13 protein-coding genes and 1 tRNA gene are annotated in these 16,617 nt (G+C 73.1%); 9 read left to right on the top strand and 5 right to left on the bottom strand.

Annotation, left to right across the window (positions count from 1 at the left end; all coding sequences use genetic code 11):
* The first annotated feature begins 68 nt into the window (after positions 1 to 68).
* The 6 genes from glp to OG689_RS17990 all read left to right on the top strand — a co-directional run bounded on the left by glp (position 69) and on the right by OG689_RS17990 (position 4,903).
* Positions 69 to 1,331 (top strand): gephyrin-like molybdotransferase Glp, encoded by a 1,263-nt coding sequence (glp, locus tag OG689_RS18015; RefSeq protein WP_266327245.1) that lies wholly within the window; start codon positions 69 to 71, stop codon positions 1,329 to 1,331.
* A 262-nt stretch (positions 1,332 to 1,593) separates the two neighbouring features.
* Positions 1,594 to 2,049, top strand: coding sequence for a cyclic pyranopterin monophosphate synthase MoaC (gene moaC / locus OG689_RS18010; protein ID WP_266327243.1), 456 nt, complete (start codon positions 1,594 to 1,596; stop codon positions 2,047 to 2,049).
* A complete protein-coding gene (locus tag OG689_RS18005) occupies positions 2,046 to 2,630 on the top strand; it encodes a MogA/MoaB family molybdenum cofactor biosynthesis protein (protein WP_266321580.1) in 585 nt (194 codons plus the stop codon). The genes moaC and OG689_RS18005 overlap by 4 nt, the downstream gene beginning before the upstream one ends.
* Positions 2,627 to 3,253, top strand: a complete 627-nt coding sequence (locus tag OG689_RS18000) for a GNAT family N-acetyltransferase (protein ID WP_266327241.1) — start codon at positions 2,627 to 2,629, stop codon at positions 3,251 to 3,253. The genes OG689_RS18005 and OG689_RS18000 overlap by 4 nt, the downstream gene beginning before the upstream one ends.
* 150 nt (positions 3,254 to 3,403) lie before the next feature.
* Positions 3,404 to 4,738, top strand: coding sequence for a gephyrin-like molybdotransferase receptor GlpR (gene glpR / locus OG689_RS17995; RefSeq protein WP_266321578.1), 1,335 nt, complete (start codon positions 3,404 to 3,406; stop codon positions 4,736 to 4,738).
* Positions 4,739 to 4,829: 91 nt separating this feature from the next.
* Positions 4,830 to 4,903: transfer RNA gene (locus tag OG689_RS17990), tRNA-Ala, on the top strand.
* Positions 4,904 to 5,163: 260 nt separating this feature from the next.
* Here OG689_RS17990 and OG689_RS17985 read toward each other — a convergent pair.
* Positions 5,164 to 6,957: a hypothetical protein gene (locus OG689_RS17985; RefSeq protein WP_266321577.1), complete on the bottom strand. Its 1,794-nt coding sequence runs from the start codon at positions 6,955 to 6,957 to the stop codon at positions 5,164 to 5,166.
* The gene (locus tag OG689_RS17980) at positions 6,954 to 7,880 is read right to left on the bottom strand and encodes a hypothetical protein (RefSeq protein ID WP_266321576.1); all 927 of its coding nucleotides are present in this window, start codon (positions 7,878 to 7,880) and stop codon (positions 6,954 to 6,956) included. The genes OG689_RS17985 and OG689_RS17980 overlap by 4 nt, the downstream gene beginning before the upstream one ends.
* Positions 7,881 to 7,952: 72 nt before the next feature.
* Here OG689_RS17980 and OG689_RS17975 point away from each other — a divergent pair, with 72 nt between their 5' ends.
* Positions 7,953 to 8,312: a helix-turn-helix transcriptional regulator gene (locus OG689_RS17975; RefSeq protein ID WP_266327239.1), complete on the top strand. Its 360-nt coding sequence runs from the start codon at positions 7,953 to 7,955 to the stop codon at positions 8,310 to 8,312.
* A gap of 163 nt (positions 8,313 to 8,475) precedes the next feature.
* On the opposite strand, the gene OG689_RS17970 is transcribed toward OG689_RS17975, so the two are convergent.
* Both OG689_RS17970 and OG689_RS44825 read right to left on the bottom strand, forming a co-directional pair.
* The gene (locus OG689_RS17970; RefSeq protein WP_266321574.1) at positions 8,476 to 9,090 is read right to left on the bottom strand and encodes a hypothetical protein; all 615 of its coding nucleotides are present in this window, start codon (positions 9,088 to 9,090) and stop codon (positions 8,476 to 8,478) included.
* Positions 9,091 to 9,392: 302 nt separating this feature from the next.
* On the bottom strand, positions 9,393 to 10,220 hold the full coding sequence (locus OG689_RS44825) for a DUF4240 domain-containing protein (protein WP_323189307.1): 828 nt from the start codon (positions 10,218 to 10,220) through the stop codon (positions 9,393 to 9,395).
* Positions 10,221 to 10,916: 696 nt separating this feature from the next.
* Here OG689_RS44825 and OG689_RS17955 point away from each other — a divergent pair.
* Positions 10,917 to 14,909 carry a hypothetical protein gene (locus OG689_RS17955; protein ID WP_266321572.1) on the top strand — a complete coding sequence of 1,331 codons (3,993 nt, stop codon included), beginning with the start codon at positions 10,917 to 10,919 and terminating at the stop codon, positions 14,907 to 14,909.
* A gap of 139 nt (positions 14,910 to 15,048) precedes the next feature.
* On the opposite strand, the gene OG689_RS17950 is transcribed toward OG689_RS17955, so the two are convergent.
* Positions 15,049 to 15,546, bottom strand: coding sequence for a MarR family transcriptional regulator (locus OG689_RS17950; RefSeq protein ID WP_266321571.1), 498 nt, complete (start codon positions 15,544 to 15,546; stop codon positions 15,049 to 15,051).
* A 45-nt stretch (positions 15,547 to 15,591) separates the two neighbouring features.
* Here OG689_RS17950 and OG689_RS17945 point away from each other — a divergent pair, with 45 nt between their 5' ends.
* Complete coding sequence (locus OG689_RS17945; RefSeq protein WP_266321570.1) at positions 15,592 to 16,578, top strand: EamA family transporter; 987 nt, start codon at positions 15,592 to 15,594, stop codon at positions 16,576 to 16,578.
* Positions 16,579 to 16,617 lie beyond the last annotated feature (39 nt).

The following is a 16,617-nucleotide window of genomic DNA, read 5'->3' as shown; positions in this document are numbered from 1 at the left end:
GCAGCACCGACCCCGCAGCCTGCTGCGACGGCACCGCGGACCAGGCATCGCCCGTCCCCGCCCCCAGGATGTGGACGGTCGACGAACACCTCGCCGACGTCCTGTCGGGCGTCACCGCGCTGCCCGCGATCGAACTGCAGCTGCTCGACGCCCAGGGCTGCCGGCTCGACGAGGACGTGGTCGCCACCGGTGACCTGCCGCCCTTCGACAACAGCTCGATGGACGGCTACGCGGTCCGGACTGCCGACACGGCCGGCGCCACGGGGGAGTACCCCTCGGTGCTGGCCGTGGTCGGCGACATCGCGGCCGGCGCCGGGGAACTGCCCAAGGTGGGCCCCGGCCAGGCCGCCCGGATCATGACCGGCGCCCCGATGCCCCCCGGCGCCGAGGCCGTCGCACCGGTCGAGTGGACCGACGGCGGCACCGGCACCGGCCGCGCCGCCGAGGCGATGACCGCGCCGGTCGAGGACGAGGAGGTCCGGGTGCTGCGCCCGGTCCCGGCCGCCGCCCACATCCGCCGCCGGGGCAGCGACATCGCCACCGGGGACCGGATCCTCGACGCCGGCACCCTGCTCGGGCCCACCCAGCTCGGCCTGCTCGCGGCGGTCGGCCGGGGCAGCGTGCGGGTCCGCCCGCGCCCGCGCGTGGTGGTCCTCTCCACCGGCAGCGAGCTGGTCCAGCCCGGCGAGCCGATCGGCCCCGGGCAGATCTCCGACTCCAACAGCTTCACCCTCACCGCCGCGGCCCGGGACGCCGGCGCCATCGCCTACCGCGTCGGCGGCGTGCCCGACGACGCGGCGGTGCTGCGGGCCGTCCTGGAGGACCAGCTCGGCCGGGCGGACCTCATCGTCACCAGCGGCGGCGTCAGCGTCGGCGCCTACGACGTGGTCAAGGAGGCGCTCCAGGGCGGCGAGGGAGCCGGCAGCGTGGACTTCCGGAAGCTGCGGATGCAGCCCGGCAAGCCGCAGGGCTTCGGCCTGATCGGCGGCCCGGCCGGTGTCCCCCTGCTGGCGCTGCCCGGCAACCCGGTCAGCTCCTACATCTCCTTCGAGCTGTTCGTCCGCCCGGTCATCCGGACCATGCTCGGCGCCCCCGACGTGCACCGCCCGGTGGTCCGTGCGGTCTGCCCGGTCGAGCTGCGCTCGCCCGCCGGCCGCCGGCAGTTCCTGCGCGGCCGGTACACCCCGGACGGCCGGGTGGAGCCGGTCGGCGGCGAGGGCTCGCACCTGGTCGGCGCGCTGGCCCGGGCGAACTGCCTGATCACCGTCCCCGAGGACGTCACCGTGCTCGCGGCCGGCACCGAGGTCGACGTCGTCCTGCTGACCGCCTGACCGCCTGACCGCCTGACCGCTTGACAGGCACTGGCGCCGGGGCCGCTCCGGGACGTACGCCCTCGGCCGGGCGCTCCGGCAGCCGGTGGCGGTGCCCGCGGCGACCGGGCGACAACATCGCCCAGCCGTCGGCCCGTCCCACCCGGCGGGCGGCCCTGGGGGTACGGTAGCGCGGTATTCGACCCGTCCTCCTGGAGCACCCGTGACGACCACACCACCCGGCGACCGCCTCACCCACGTCGACGACAGCGGCGCGGCCCGCATGGTCGACGTCTCCGAGAAGGCGACCACCGTGCGGACGGCGGTCGCCGCCGGACGGGTACGGGTCTCCCCCCGGGTCGTCGAACTGCTGCGCGGCGAGGGCGTGCCCAAGGGGGACGCCCTCGCGGTGGCCCGGATCGCCGGGATCATGGGGGCGAAGAAGACCCCCGAGCTGATCCCGCTCTGCCACCCGATCGCGATCTCCGGCGTCAAGGTCGACCTCACCGTCACCGACGAGGCGGTCGAGATCACCGCCACCGTGAGGACCGCCGACCGCACCGGCGTCGAGATGGAGGCCCTCACCGCCGTGGCGGTCGCCGGGCTCGCCGTCATCGACATGGTCAAGGCCGTCGACAAGGGCGCCAGCGTCGAGCACGTCCGGGTGCTCAGCAAGACCGGCGGCAAGAGCGGCGACTGGCACTCCGACGAACAGCCCGCCCCGGCGAGCGCCTCATGAGGGCGCTCGCCGTCACCGTGTCCAACCGCGCCTCGGCCGGTGTGTACGAGGACAAGGGCGGCCCGCTGCTGGTGGCCGGCCTGCGCGCGATGGGCTTCGAGACGGACGGCCCGCGGGTCGTGCCCGACGGTGACCCGGTCGAGGCCGTCCTGCGGGAGGCCGTCGCGGCCGGCTACGACGTGGTGCTGACCACCGGCGGCACCGGCATCTCGCCGATGGACCTCACCCCCGAGATGACCGCCCGGGTCCTCGACCGGCAGATCCCCGGCATCCCCGAGGCCGTCCGGGCCCACGGGCGGGAGAAGGTCCCCACCTCGGCGCTGTCCCGGGGCCTCGCGGGCCTGGCCGGACGCACCCTGATCGTCAACCTGCCGGGTTCCACCGGCGGCGTGAAGGACGGGCTGGCCGTCCTGGCACCGCTGCTCCCGCACGCCGTCGACCAGCTCGCCGGCGGCGACCACCCGCGCCCCGACGCCGCCGGCGCATCCGGCGCGGGCACCGCCGCCTCGCACTCCTCGGACGCGTCCGGTGTCCGGCACGGGTCCGGTACGTCCGGCGCCGCGGACGGGAGCGCGCACTGAACGCCGGCTGGCCGGTCGAACTCCACGAGGGGGACGTCACGCTGCGCCCGATCAGGGCGCGTGACCAGCGGGACTGGCAGGAGGTCAGCCGTCGTAACCGGGACTGGCTGCGGCGCTGGGAGGCGACCGTCCCGCCGTCCCCGGCCGGGCGGCCCGCCGGACCGCGCCCCACCTACCGGCAGATGGTGCGCTACCTGCGCGGGGAGGCCTCGGCCGGGCGGATGCTGCCCTTCGTGGTGCTCCACCAGGGGCAGCTGGCCGGCCAGCTGACCGTGGGCGGCATCACCTGGGGCTCGATGTGCTCGGCGAATGTCGGCTACTGGATCGACGAGGCGGTCGCCGGGCGGGGCATCATGCCGACGGCGGTGGCGCTTTCGGTGGAGCACTGTTTCGAGGTGCTGGGGCTGCACCGGATCGAGGTGTGCATCAGGCCGGAGAACATGCCGAGCCGCCGGGTGGTGGAAAAGCTCGGGTTCCGCTCGGAGGGAATGCGCCCCCGGTATCTCCACATCGACGGGGACTGGCGGGACCACCTGGTCTACGTGCTGACCGCCGAGGAGGTTCCGGAGGGCATGCTGGAGCGCTGGCGGGCGATCAGGTCCGGCCGCGAAGCTGGGAATTGAATATATGTTCGAAAATAATATCGATATGGCATCGCCGCCCCGACGGACGGGCACAAATACCGGCAAAATAGTCGGAGAATCAGCTTGATCACACGACACGCCGTGCCAAATTGCTGCCAGGCCTTCCCCGACGCCCGTACGGTGTGAAACGTGAGCAGTAGCGGCCTTATCTACGCGGTCATCGTAGGGGCCTGGGCCGCCTATCTGGTGCCGATGTGGCTCCGCAGGCAGGACGAGCTCAACGAGGCGCGCCCGACGGAACGCTTCAGTACCGCCATCCGCCTGCTGGCCGGGCGTTCGGCGATGGAGCGGCGGGCATCCCGGGTCCTTGGCGACGACGTGCGCGACGACCGGAGCACGGACGACCGGAGCGGCGACGACCTGGGCGCCGACGGGCGGTCCGGCGACGGGACGAACGACGGGACGCCCGACGGCGACGAGCTGATCGCCGACGGACGGTCCGACGGCGCGCGGTCCGACGACGAACGGCCCGAGGACGACCGGGCGCCCGGCGACCGGCCCGCCCCCGGCGACCGGCCCGCCCCCGGCGACCGGGCGGTCTCCGGCATGCCCGCGAGCCGCCCCTCGGCACCCGAGGGGCACGCCCCCCGGAGCCCCGAGCGGCCCGAGCGGGCACCCGAGCGGTCCGAGCGCGGGTCCGGGCGGACGTCCGAGCGCAGGCTCGGGGCCGAGCGCCGGGCCCGGCTGCTGGCCCGCCGGCGCCGGATGGTCACCGTGCTCTTCCTGGCCTTCGCGCTGGGGGCGATCGCCGCGGCGGTCCTCGGGCTGGCCTTCCTCTGGGCCCCGGCCGTGCCGGCCGCCCTCCTGACCTTCTACATCGGCCACCTGCGCAAGCTGGAACGCCAGCGCTTCGAGGTCAAGCTCGACCGGGACCGCGCGGCGCAGGCGGCCGAACGCCTGCGGCAGCGGGAGAACCGGCGGGCCGAGACCGGCCGCCCCGACGCCGGCCGCCCCGACGCCGGGCGCCAGGAGCACGGACAACGGGAGCAGGCGCAGCGCGAGCACCGGCCCCCCGTCGGCGCCCGCGCCGACGAGGCCCGGCCGGAGCGCCCGGCGGACTCCCCCCGGGAGGCCCCGCACGACGCGGCGCACGCCGCCGACCGCGGCCGCCCGCACCTGCGGATCGCCGCCGACCCGGCGCCCCACGACGTCCGGCCGGCCACGGCGGCCTCCGCCCTGGTCGAGGCGACCGACCACGAGGAGTGGGTGGACGGCATCCGCGAGCGCGGCGCGGCCGGCCCCGACTCCTGGGAGCCCGTCCCCGTCCCGCTGCCGACCTACGTCACCGCGCCGGTCGCCCCCCGGGTCACCCGCGGCCTCGACCTCGGCTCCCCCGGCACCTGGACCGCCGGCCGCCCGGCCGAGCCCCGCAGCACCCCGCTCTTCGACCAGTACGCCGAACCGCCGGCCGCCGCACCCGCCGAGGACGGCTACGACACCCGCCCCCGGGCCGCCAACGAATGACCCCGACCGGAGCGCCCCACGCCTCACCAGGGCGCTCCGGCCGGAGGTGGTCACGAGCCACCTCCGAAAGGTGCTAAAGTTTCTTCTCGTTGGGGCTGTGGCGCAGTCCGGTAGCGCACCTCGTTCGCATCGAGGGGGTCAGGGGTTCGAATCCCCTCAGCTCCACCCAACGACTGTTCACGAGTTAGCTCGGGAATGGTTGACGAGATCCCGTCCGATCCATGTGATCGGGCGGGATCTCTGCGTTGTGCGGGCTTGTTCGAGGCGGTGACCGAACCCGGCAGGCCCTGGCGTGTGGCATTCGGTGGTCTGCGGCGGCGGTTCGGGGGTGGTCCGAGGTGCGGGAGGCAGGCCGGGGCTGCCGCTGGGCCAGTGACCAACGGCGACCGGGGCTCGGACTCTTCAGGACACGGGTGGACGTCTCGTCAGCCTGGGGGTGGGGGAAGTCCGTTGGTGGTGAGCGGGATGGGCGTGAGCCCGTCGTAGTCCTGACCCCGGCCGGCCTCGATGGGTTCGGCGCTGCTGGTGCGGGTCCAGTCGTGCAGGATCTGCAGGTTGATCATGAGGATCATCAGGGCGAGCAGGAGGCTCTGGGCGACGCGGCCGTGGGCGAGGCGCTTCTTGGGGTCGGCGATATCGATGCGGTGGCCCTTGGCCCGGCCGTTCAGGCCCTCGTTGTGCGCCCGGATGGGCTTGTAGGCGTCGCGCCAGTCAGGGCTGAGGTAGTGGCGATCCTGACGGAACTTGTCGAGTTTCCCCAGGTCACCGGGGTGGACGGTGATCGTCGGCTTGCGGCAGATCCTCGGCAGCTCGTTCTTGTTCGCTGGCCGCAGGCGCTCGGCGGGGCTGATCTGGATGCTCGGCTTGGCGGAGGGGTGGGCCGCGGTGGAGCGCGCGTTGGTGAGGTCGACGACGGCGGGGGCGCCGGCCTCGGGCCGGTGCAGGCGGTTGAAGCGCGCGCAGGTCACCGAGGGGGAAGGGCCGGCGGCGGGGCACTGCAGGCGGATGGTCCCGTGCTGGTCGGGGCCCTGCTTGCGCTTGAGGAAGAAGGGCTCGCGCTTCGCGAGACGCTGTTCGAGCTTCTGGTCGAGGTCGCGGACGGCCTTGTCCTCCAGACCGGTGGTCGCGTTCGCGAGCGCGTCCGGGATGCCGGGGCAGGCGAGGGTGCCGTCGATGAGGAGTGCGCCGAGGTGGGTGCCCTGGACGCCGCGCTGGTCCTGCTTGTAGTCGAGGGCGAGCTGGTAGCCCAGGCGGCGGGCTGGCTGCTGGAAGTGCTCGGACTTCTGGTCGGTGTAGGCACGGTCGGCGGCCAGCAGCCCGACGGGCAGACCGAGCGGGGCCAAGGTGGTGAGAGCGTGGACGGCGTTGGGCCCGACGCGCTTGCCGGGAGTGTCCAGGACGGCCCCGAGGGCGAGTTGGGGGTGCTTGCTGGCCCGCTCCCCGGCGTGGGGGTGGCCGGCGGGGTGGCGTCGGCTGGCGGCGACCAGCAGGGTTGCGCTGTGGCCGAAGACGCCTTCGGTGGCGCCACCGCTGAAGTGCCACCCGGCGGTCAGTTCGACGGAGGCGAGGTCACGCCGGTCGCTGGGCGGGTGGTGCCAGGCGGGGACGGCGGTGGTGTCGGCGCCGATGTCGCCGCGCCAGCTCTTGAAGAGGCCGCGGCGTTGGGCGAGTCGGACGGTGACCAGCACCATGCGGTCGCTGATCTCCTGCAGCAGGGCCCGGCGCCGAAGGTGTTCCGGGTCGTCGTCCTCCCAGGCGGCGGCGTGGGCGGCGGCCTCGGCGAGGGGGAGCCTTCGCCGGCGGTCGGCGCGGGAGGGGTCGAGGGCCGTGGTCAGTCGGTCGAAGGAACGGGAGAGACGACGGGAGAACGCGACGCGTGCCCACGGGTCGCCCCGGTCGACGTCGGGGACGTGGAGCCATCCTCGGGCGGTGGGGCTGAGCTGGTCGAGCAGGATTCGGGAGGCATCGGCCAGGCACGCATTCTGGTGGTGGTGCAGGGACAGCAGAAGGCCGACCAGCACGGTGCGGACCGGCAGGCCGCCCGGTCCCGGACGGCCCGCCAGTTCGGTGTCGATGAGGTCGAGGACGCCGGAGCGGTGGAGCAGGAAGTCGAGCTGGCCGACCTTGGAGTCCGCTATCTGCGCGGGTGCATCGCTGACCGGCCGGGGCCGGCAGTGCCTGATCTTCTCCGGGTTCCGCCAGGCGCGCGGGACGGTCATGCCGAGCGGCCCCGCAGGAGCCGGACCGCGGTGGCGTCGTCGAGTGGGGGGACGAGGTGCTGGTAGCGGGCGAGGGAGGCGGCGGAGGCGAGCCCGGCCGCCCTGGCGATCAGGGCATGGTCGATGCGGTCGGTCATCAGCTCGACGATCCAGCCGGCCCGCAGCCTGCCGACCGACACCGGAGGGAGGCCGCCGGACGGCTGATGCAGCAGGGACCAGGAGCCGATGAGGTTCTTCGCGTAGGGAGTCGTGCGACGGGGCCGGAAGAGGTAGTGGCCGCCCGCCAGGTCGGCGAGCTCGGCCAGTACCTCCTCCCACTGGGCACGGGCGACCAGCGGGGAGCGCTCGATGCCGGTATGGACGAGTGGATGCCCCGGTCCGGGGCGCCGCAGATCCAGGCCTCTGGTGGCGGCGACCTCCCGGGGCATCAGCCCGCAACCGGCCCCGAGCGCCAGCAACGCGAGCGCGTCGGTCCGCTGCTGCCCCCGAAGCCGCGAGGCCCAGTGCCGCAGTCCCGCCAGCTCGTCTTTGCTGTAGGGGTCGTGGGGATTGGCTGGGGCGTGCAGCTTCGGAGGGACGGGCTCGCCCCGGTCCGCCCAGGCCAGCGCGTCACGCACCCTCCTCAGCCAGCTGCGATAGGTCTTCACCGAGTTCGGGGTGAGGGAACCCACACGGGACAGGACGAAGGCGTCGATGACCTCGCCCCGCAACCAGAGGTCCGGATCACGCGGCAGGCCGCTCGCCTCAGCCCAGAGGGCCAGGCCGGCGGTGGCGTGCAGAAGCCGTTCGACGTCGTAGGGCACGGCCGTGACCGTCGCTGCGACGATCGACCGCACCAGCGGTGCGACATCGTCCCAGCCCGGCGGTGCCTCACGGGGCCGGTAGCGAGTGATCTTCGCGGAAGTGTCTGGATCAAGTGCCACGTTCCACGAATACCGGCTGGTCAAGCAGCCGTCCGGGGATTGATCCACTTCAATGGACAGGATGGTGTGAACATGGTCGGCGGAAGCGCCCGCGTGCGCCCCCCTAGGGATCTGACCGGGGATCCGGAAGCCTGGCCCCATCTGGCCAGCGCCGATGTCGGGGCGGAAGCCGTCCGGGAGGTCTCCCGCCGCCTCGCCGACGCCCTCGCCGAGCAGGGAACGAGCCTGCGTCAGACCGCAGCCGCATCCGGCGTCAACCGGCAGGCGATCGCCGACCTCCTGGCCGGCCGGTCCTGGCCGGACATCGCGACCGTCGCCCGCCTGGAGCACTTCCTCGCCGTGCCGTTGTATCCGCACCGCGGCGGAACGCGCATCGCGCATGGTGAACGGCCTTTCCGTCCCCGCGACGCTGTCCCGGGGACGACGAAATAGGCCACGCGCCCCCCGAGGCCAGTGAGCTTCCTCTACTCTCGGGGGTGCGTGAACCACTTGATATGGGGCCACGTGAAGGTTCCGATCCGGGAGCAACCCCGCCGGAGCCGGTTCCCTCCTCCCTGCCAGGGGAGGGGGGAACACCTCTATGAAGGGCGCGTCGTCAGGCGGCCCCCTCCGCGTGCGGGCCCTCGGGACGGGCGATGGCGAACACGCCGACCGGACCCTCGACGACCCTGCCGGTCTTCACCAGCCGCTTGCAGGTCGAGCGGGTCGTCTCCTTCACAACCCGGCCCTCGGCGCCACTCACCGGCCGGCCCAGGGCCTCGGTGATATCCCTGACGCCCAGCGGACGCCCGGATGTGGCCAGAATCTGCAGGATCGCCTGCATCACCTCTCCGGACTTCACCGCTGAGGCAGCCTGGCCATCGCCGGGGACGGGTGACTTCCGGCGGGCGGCCACCTGGTCCGTGCCGGCCTGCCGGCCCGGCCGATCCGCTGGCCCGGCCTCGTCATCCTGAGCTGCCTTCGCCGAACCTGTTGCACTCGGCTCGCGGTCCTGCGCGGAACCCGCATCGCGGCCGGCGATCTCAGCGAGGGCCTCGGCGAGCTGGTCCCGGGCACTGTCAGCTTTAACCAACTCGACACGCAAAGAAGCGAGTTCGGCTTCCAGATCCGCCTGCCGCCGCCGCAGTCGCTCGCTCTTGGCCGTGTAGAAGTCAACGGCGGTCCGAAGCCCCGGGGCCGCAGCAGCCTCATCCGCTCCCACGGAACCCATGCGCCCTCCCGAGATGTCCTGACACACCAGTGCAACCGCAGACATCGTAGGGAATGCCAGACGTGTCAGGCAGGCAAACGCCCAACCACGTCTGGCACTTGGACTTGAAACGCGTCAGGCAACCCTTGGGCCGAGGGGGGAGACGGAGCAGACGGGCGAGTGGCTGGCGTGACTGGTGCCTGCGCGAGGCCGTCAGACCTCAGGCACAGCAGCTGGTCATCTATTCTGAGCTCCTGTTGCCCGGTCGACAGTCCCCTTCCGCCTGCCCGCGAGGTGATCACCGGCTCTGCGGCGGACGGTGCTCAGCCACGGAGCTCGGGCCAACCGTCCTTGTTCGAGCAGGACTCGTGGTCGTAGCGGGTCAGGCGGTCCCACTCCGTCCCGGTCACCTGCTCGAACGCCTCCTCGTGCACGTAGAGCAACTGCTCGCACTGCCGCGCCGTGAACGGTGCGAACCGCTCGGGATCGTAGAACACGCCCTCGTATGCGTCGCGGCCCGCAGCCACCACTGCGGCGCGTGTGTAGAGGAAGTGGTCGCTCGACTGCGGGAACGGCGAGCCGTCGGGCAGCACCGCCCCGAAGATCGGCAGGGTCCCGAACTGTTCCTGGTCCAAGCGGTAGAGTGCTTCGGAGAGACGCTCGCCGAAGCCGATGATCTGGCTCACCGGCTCGCACGAGAGAAGCTTGGTCAGGCGGGCGCAGCCCTCTTCGAGGTCCTGGCAGGTCTCGATGCCGGTGTCACCGCCGAGAACCTCGATGAGCTGCCAGAACCGCTCCCAGGTCATGATCGGGAGGCCGGGGTCGACGCCGTTGTTCAGTGGTGTCCTCGAATCGTTCACGACGTGATCACTGTCATCGTCCCCGTCGTCGAACGGCTCGTCGCTCCACCGGAACCAGGAATGACCGTCCTGGATATGGAGCAGGAACTCGGCCACGGGGCCCGAGGGCGAGACCAAGGACAGGGCCTTCGTGATCTCCCCGTAGACGCCCTCGAAGCCCTCCCAGTCCTCCGCGTCGGCCAGTGCCCCTGACCGGGCGAACAGCGGCTCAAACGCGGCGAAGGCCGGACCTGCGATGAAGCGCCCGCGAAGCCATGGAAAGTCGGTTTCCTCGATCACGATCTCGCCCACCGGCTCATCCTGGCCTACCAGACGCCAGACCTGGCCCTCGAAACCCATCGCACTCAGCCCCCGCAACCCGTTGCCGCCCTCTTCTGCTCGGCAGCATGGCATCCGGCTCTGACAGCCGACTCGGGAAACGATCACCAAGTAAACGGGAAGCGATCTTCAAGGACCCCGCCTGCTGCTGGTCAGCCCCACTCGTGAACACCCCACCCAACGACCACGAGAGTGGTCACGAGATCCCGTCCGATCCCTGTGATCGGGCGGGATCTTTGCGTTGTGAGGATGTTTCCGGACTGTCGGAGCCGGGGCGGCCGGGCGGCAGCCGGACTGCCCGTCAGGCGTGCGTCGGGGGCGGCCCGCCGGGGTGAGCAGGGGAATTGGGGCCGCGCCGAAGGAGGTCGGCGGATCTGCACGAAATCCTCTCGACTACTGCGAGGAGTCATGACAATCTCTCGCAGGCCGGACTGCCCGCCGGCTGTGACAGGCGGTCCGGACGTCGTCCTCGACTTCGTGGCCGCGGGCTCGCCGGCTTCCGTTCCTCGTCGCCGGCGCGGCCGCGCGGCCGCGATCGGCCGGAACCCGCCTGCTCGACAACGTCCGTGGTGGTCACGGGACATCGGGTCTGTCCAAGCCTGGGGGGATTGCATGAACTTTTTGCCGATCGGTGGAACACCACGCAGAAGGCGGGGGAGCGGAGGCGGGGTGCTGGCCTCGGCCGCGCTGCTGCTGACCGTCCTGGCCTCGCTCGTCGGCCAGGCCGGCGTCGCCCAGGCCGCACCGGCCCGGCCCGCCGCCGCGAGTTCCCCGCAGGCGGCCGCCGGCGCCCCGGCCGCGAGCCCGGACGCCGCCGCCCCGGCCGGGACCTCGGAGGAGCCCCCGCCACCCGCGCCGAAGGCGGCGGCGCAGCCCGCGCCCAGGACGGACCCGAAGGCCGACCACGAGGCCGCCGCCCGCTCCGTCGGGCAGAGCGCCCCGAGCTCCGCCTGTCCGGCGGCGCTGGAGCCCGACACGGTCGTAGCCTGCTCGGTCGAGCCGTACCAGACCGTCTCCTTCGCCCTGACCCTGCCGCAGCAGAAGGACCTCGTCCTCCTCCAGGTCGTCGCGGCCCAGGGCTACTTCTCGCCCAAGCTCGTCGCGCCCGACGGTACGACCGTGACCTGCGAGAACACCCTCGGCGCCGGCTACGGGTACGGAGTGCTCCGCTGCGCCACCGGCCAGGCGGGGGTGTACGCGCTGCAGGTCCGGGACAACAGCGGCCAGCAGACCGCGTTCTCGGCCTCGTACGTCCCGCTGCTCACCTCGCCGGCCTGCAAGGCGGTGACCGCCGCCGACCGCAAGCTCGGCGCCCCGACCGTGTTCCACGGCTCGCTGCCGGCCGGCTCGGCGGGTGACTGCTACACGCTGGACCTCGCCGCGGGCGACGTGCTGCGCGGCTACGCCTCCACCTACCAGGTGGTCCAGGCCGTCTACGACGCCACCGGCAAGGAGCTCTGCACCTCGCAGCGCGATCCGAGCAGCGGTCTCGACTGCGCGCTCACGGGGACCGCTCCGTTCCGGGTGACGATCCAGCAGTCCTCGGGCACCGCCCAGGAGTACGGCTTCACCGCGGCCCGGCTGTCCCGGCCTGAGGGCTGCGCGGTGGTGGACCCACAGGCGTTCGGCGCCTCCCCGGACGTGACCGGCACGGCGCGCTGCCGCGTCCTGCGGGCTCCGCAGGCCGCCCGGTACACCTTCGCCCCGGTGGGGGCGGCCGCCACCCCCTACGGCGGGCTGTTCTCCGCGGACGGCACCGTCCTGCTCGCCACCTGCGGCGCCGGCGCCTGCGACCTGACCCCCGGTGACTACGTCTGGGTGGTCGAGGCGCGGAACACCGAGGCCGGTGCGTTCGGCATGGCCTTCCACTCGGCCAAGGAGACCAGGGGCTGCGTCGCCGCCGGCGACAGCGGCCTGGTGTCCGGTCCGGTGGCCGGTACCTTCGGCGGGCCCGGGCAGCAGCTCTGCCTGACCCTGCCCACCGCCTCCGGCAACGGCCTCTACCTGCTGAACCGTCCGCCGGCCGGCGGCACCTCGGTCGGCGTCGTGGTCCAGGACGCGGCCGGCACCCAGCAGTGCGACAGCAACGGGGCCTCGTACGCGGTCTGCAAGCTGACCGGTACGGCGCCGTTCCGTGCGGTGCTGAGCGGTACCGCGGCCGAGGCGTACCAGCTGGTGGTGCACCGGACCGGTGAGGCCGCCGGTTGCGGCGCCTGGCCGCAGTCCGCGTTCGGCGGCTCCTGGGGTGCGGAGGTCCCGCTGACCCAGGCCGTGCAGCAGGCCTGCCTGAGCCTGCCCGCCGACCGGCACTCCGCCGCCGAGATGCTCGACTACGCGAACCTCAGGAACCAGGTGAACGCCTCGGTCCAGCTGGTCGACCCCGCGGGGACCACGGTCTGCTCGACCGCGGGCGGCTCCACCACCACCTGCGTCCTCGCCGCCGGGGTCCCCTACACCGCGATGCTGGTGGGGACGGGCTGGGAGGACACCTACAAGCTGGTCCGGCGCGACATCTCGCAGACCGCGACCTGCCCGGCTCCGGCCTCGACGACGCTCGGCGGCCGGTCCACCCCGCTGGACCTGACCTCGGCCCTGGACGCCCGCTGCATCCGGGTCGGCGGGGCCACCACCGACAAGTTCTGGCTGAGCTCGCGGACCCTCGGGTCCCGCTACGACCCCTCCACGCTGCTGATGGCCGTCGACGCCGACGGCAAGGTCCTCTGCCGGCAGTGGGGAGTCTCCTGCCGGGTCACCGGCTCGACCTCCTACGTCGTCGTGGTGGTCGCCGCCGGCTACACGGACAAGCCCATCCACACCGACGTCGACACCTGGAAGGTCGGCACCGGGGCCGGCTGGGCACCGGAGTGCACCGCCCACCGGATCTCGGTCGACGGCTTCCCGCTGCGCAGCGGGGTGCTCGACGAGTCCTCCACCGGCTACTGCGCGGTGATCGACGTGGTGCCCTCGCAGGCCTTCACGGTGGTCGGCACCAGTAGCGTCACCGGCCCCGAGACCCCCAACCTGAGCCTGCTGAGCGGCCCCAAGTGGGGTGACAACTCCTATCTCGGTTACCAGTGCCTTGGTTCGTACGGCACCTTCGGCACCCGGTGCCAGACCATCGGAGGCTCCGACGCCGGCCAGGCCGTGCTGCTGCTGAGCGCGGCCAAGACGGCCACCCCGGTCGAGTACAGCATGCAGGGCCTCTGCGACACCGGGTGCACCCGGCCGCCGAGCCAGCTGCCGGCCGCGATCAGCCCCGCCACCGGCGCGGCCGGGACGCGGACGCAGGCCGTGGTGCGGGGCTCCGGGCTCACCCTGGGCACCAAGGTGAGGCTGGTCCGCAGCGACACCGGGTCCGGCACGCAGCCGGTCATGACCCCGCTCTCGGTGACCCCCGACGGCACCGCGCTCACCGTCCTGGTCGACACCAACGGGCTGGAGCCGGGCGGGTACGACGTGGTGCTCGAGGGCATCGGGTACAGCGGCGGGGTGCCCTCCCCGGGCTACCTGCCCAAGGCGTACACGGTCACGGCCGCCACGGCCGCGGTGAAGAGCCGCTTCGTCCCGGTGACCCCGGCCCGGTTCCTGGACACCCGGGACGGGACCGGTGCCACCAGGCAGCGGGTCGGACCGGGCGGCGTGCTGACGCTGCAGGTGGCCGGCGTGAAGGAGGTTCCGGCGACCGGGGTGAGCGCGATCGTGATGAACGTGACGGCGGTGAACCCCTCGCAGGCCGGCCATGTGGACGTCTACCCGAACGGGCAGCCGGTGCCGAACGTGTCGAACCTCAACTTCGCGGCCGGGCAGATCGTCCCGAACCTGGTGACCGTCCCGGTCGTGAACGGGAAGGTGGACCTGCGCAACTCCTCGGGGTCCGTCGACCTGATCGCCGACGTCACCGGCTACTACACCGACGCGGCCACCGGTTCCGCGCTGACGCCGATCACTCCGTCCCGGTTCCTGGACACCCGGGACGGCACCGGCGCCCCGCAGCAGCGGGTCGGTCCGGGCGGAGTGGTGACGCTGCAGGTGGCGGGTGTGAAGGGGATCCCGGCCGAGGGCGTGAAGGCGGTCGTGATGAACGTGACGGCCGTGCACCCGACCGAGGCCGGCCATGTGACGGTCTACCCGAACGGGCAGCCGCTGCCGAACGTGTCGAACCTCAACTTCACGGCCGGGCAGATCGTCCCGAACCTGGTGACCGTCCCGGTCGTGAACGGGAAGGTGGACCTGCGCAACTCCGGTGGCTCGGTCGACCTGATCGCCGATGTCACCGGCTACTACTCCGCCACCGGCTCGACCTTCTCCTCGGCGGCGCCGGTACGGCTGCTCGACACCCGCTACGGCGCCGGCGCCCGGGCCGGGAAGGTGGGTTCGGACGGCATCGTCAGCCTGCCCGTGGCCGGGGTCGAGGGCGTGCCCGCGACCGGGGTGACGGCGGTGGTGCTGAACGTCACCGTGACCGCGCCCAGCCAGGAGAGCCACCTGACCGTGTATCCGCACGGCGGGGCCCGTCCGGGCGTGTCGAACCTCAACTTCACGGCCGGGCAGACCGTCTCCAACCTGGTGGTGGTCCCGGTGGTCGACGGCCGGGTGACCATCTCCAACAACTGGGGGGACGCGGACGTGATCGCCGACCTGAACGGCTGGTTCGAGGCCTGACCCGGAGCACGACCCCAGCCGCTGCCGCGCCGCCCGGAACCCCGGGGGCGCGGCAGCGGCCTTTTCGTGCCCCGCGCCGCCCTTTCATGTCCGGCGGCGGCCTTTCGCGCCCCGTGCCGACCGGGGCCCCGTCGGCGGATCAGCCCGACGAGTCGCCCAGCGACGCCAGCAGGTCGCGCAGGGTTTCGGCGAGGTCGTCGCGCCGGGAGGGGGTGAGGCCGGCGAGCAGACGGTGCTCGGTGGCGACGTGGTCGGGCAGGGCCTGGTCGATCAGGGTGTGGCCGGCGGCGGTGAGGGCGACGTGCACCACCCGGCCGTCCGACTCGCTGGGGGTGCGGGTGACCAGGCCGCGGGCCTCCAGGCGGTCCAGCCGCTGGGTGATGGCGCCGGAGGTGACCATGGCGGTCCGCATCAGCTCGGCGGGGGTCAGCCGGTAGGGCGGTCCGCTGCGCCGGAGGGTGGCGAGGACGTCGAAGGACGCGGGGTCGAGGCCGTGCTCGGCGAAGGTGCGGCGCAGGTCGGCCTCGATCAGCCGGGTGAGCCGCTTGAGGCGTCCGATCACCGCCATCGGTGACACGTCGAGGTCGGGGCGCTCCAGGCGCCACTGCTCAAGGAGCTTGTCCACGTGATCCGTCACGGCTCCAGTCTAGCCAATCTCTTAGCGGTGAGTTACTTTGTCTTAGTGCTAAGGAATCGGATCGGAATCATCCTGGTGACCGCGCTGGCGCCCGCCGTCTGGGGCACCACCTACCTCGTCACCACCGAACTGCTGCCGCCCGGCCGCCCGCTGCTCGCCGGGGTGGCCCGGGCCCTGCCGGCCGGACTGCTGCTCGTCCTGCTCACCAGGCGGCTGCCGAAGGGCATCTGGTGGCTGCGCGCCCTGGTGCTCGGGGCGCTCAACATCGGGGCCTTCTTCGCCCTGCTCTTCGTCGCCGCCTACCGGCTGCCGGGCGGGGTCGCCGCGACCGTCGGCGCCGTCCAGCCGCTGCTCGTCGCCGGGCTCGCGACCGGCCTGCTGGGCGAACGGCTCACCCTGCGGACCGTCCTGTCGGCCGTCGCCGGAGTCGCCGGGGTCAGCCTGCTGGTGCTGCGCGCCGACGCCCGCCTCGACGGACTCGGGGTCGCCGCGGCACTCGGCGGCGCCGTCGTGATGGCCGCCGGGGTCGTCCTCAGCAAGCGCTGGGTGTCGCCCGCGCCGCTGCTCGCCACCACCGGCTGGCAGCTGGTGGCCGGCGGACTGCTGCTGCTCCCGGTCGCTCTGTTCGTGGAGGGGCCGCCGCCCGCCGACCTGACCGCCCGGAACCTGCTCGGGTACGGCTACCTGACGATCGTCGGCGCCGCCGTCGCCTACGCGCTCTGGTTCCGCGGCATCCGCGCGCTGACACCCACCAGCGTCACCTTCCTGGGGCTGCTGAGCCCGGTGGTGGCCACCCTGCTGGGCTGGCTCGCGCTCGGTCAGGACCTCACCCCGGCCCAGGGGCTGGGCGGCGCGATCGTGCTCGGCGCGCTGGTCACGGCCCAGCTCCGGCGTCCGGACCGGCGGCTCGCGGCCGCCGCGGGTGCCGCCGCTGCCGGGCCGGGTGCGACCCGGCCGGGCGCCGCGGGGGAGCGCCCGGCCGGTGGTGCCGGGACGGCCGGGCCGTCGCGCACCGGCAGCCGGGCCGGCTGACCACGGAGGCCGGGCCGTCCCGGTCCGCAAGGTCGAATC

The organism is Kitasatospora sp. NBC_00240 (assembly GCF_026342405.1).
Taxonomy (GTDB): Bacteria; Actinomycetota; Actinomycetes; order Streptomycetales; family Streptomycetaceae; genus Kitasatospora.
The sequence above is the reverse complement of the archived record's forward strand: the minus strand, read 5'-3'. Positions and strand labels throughout refer to the sequence as shown.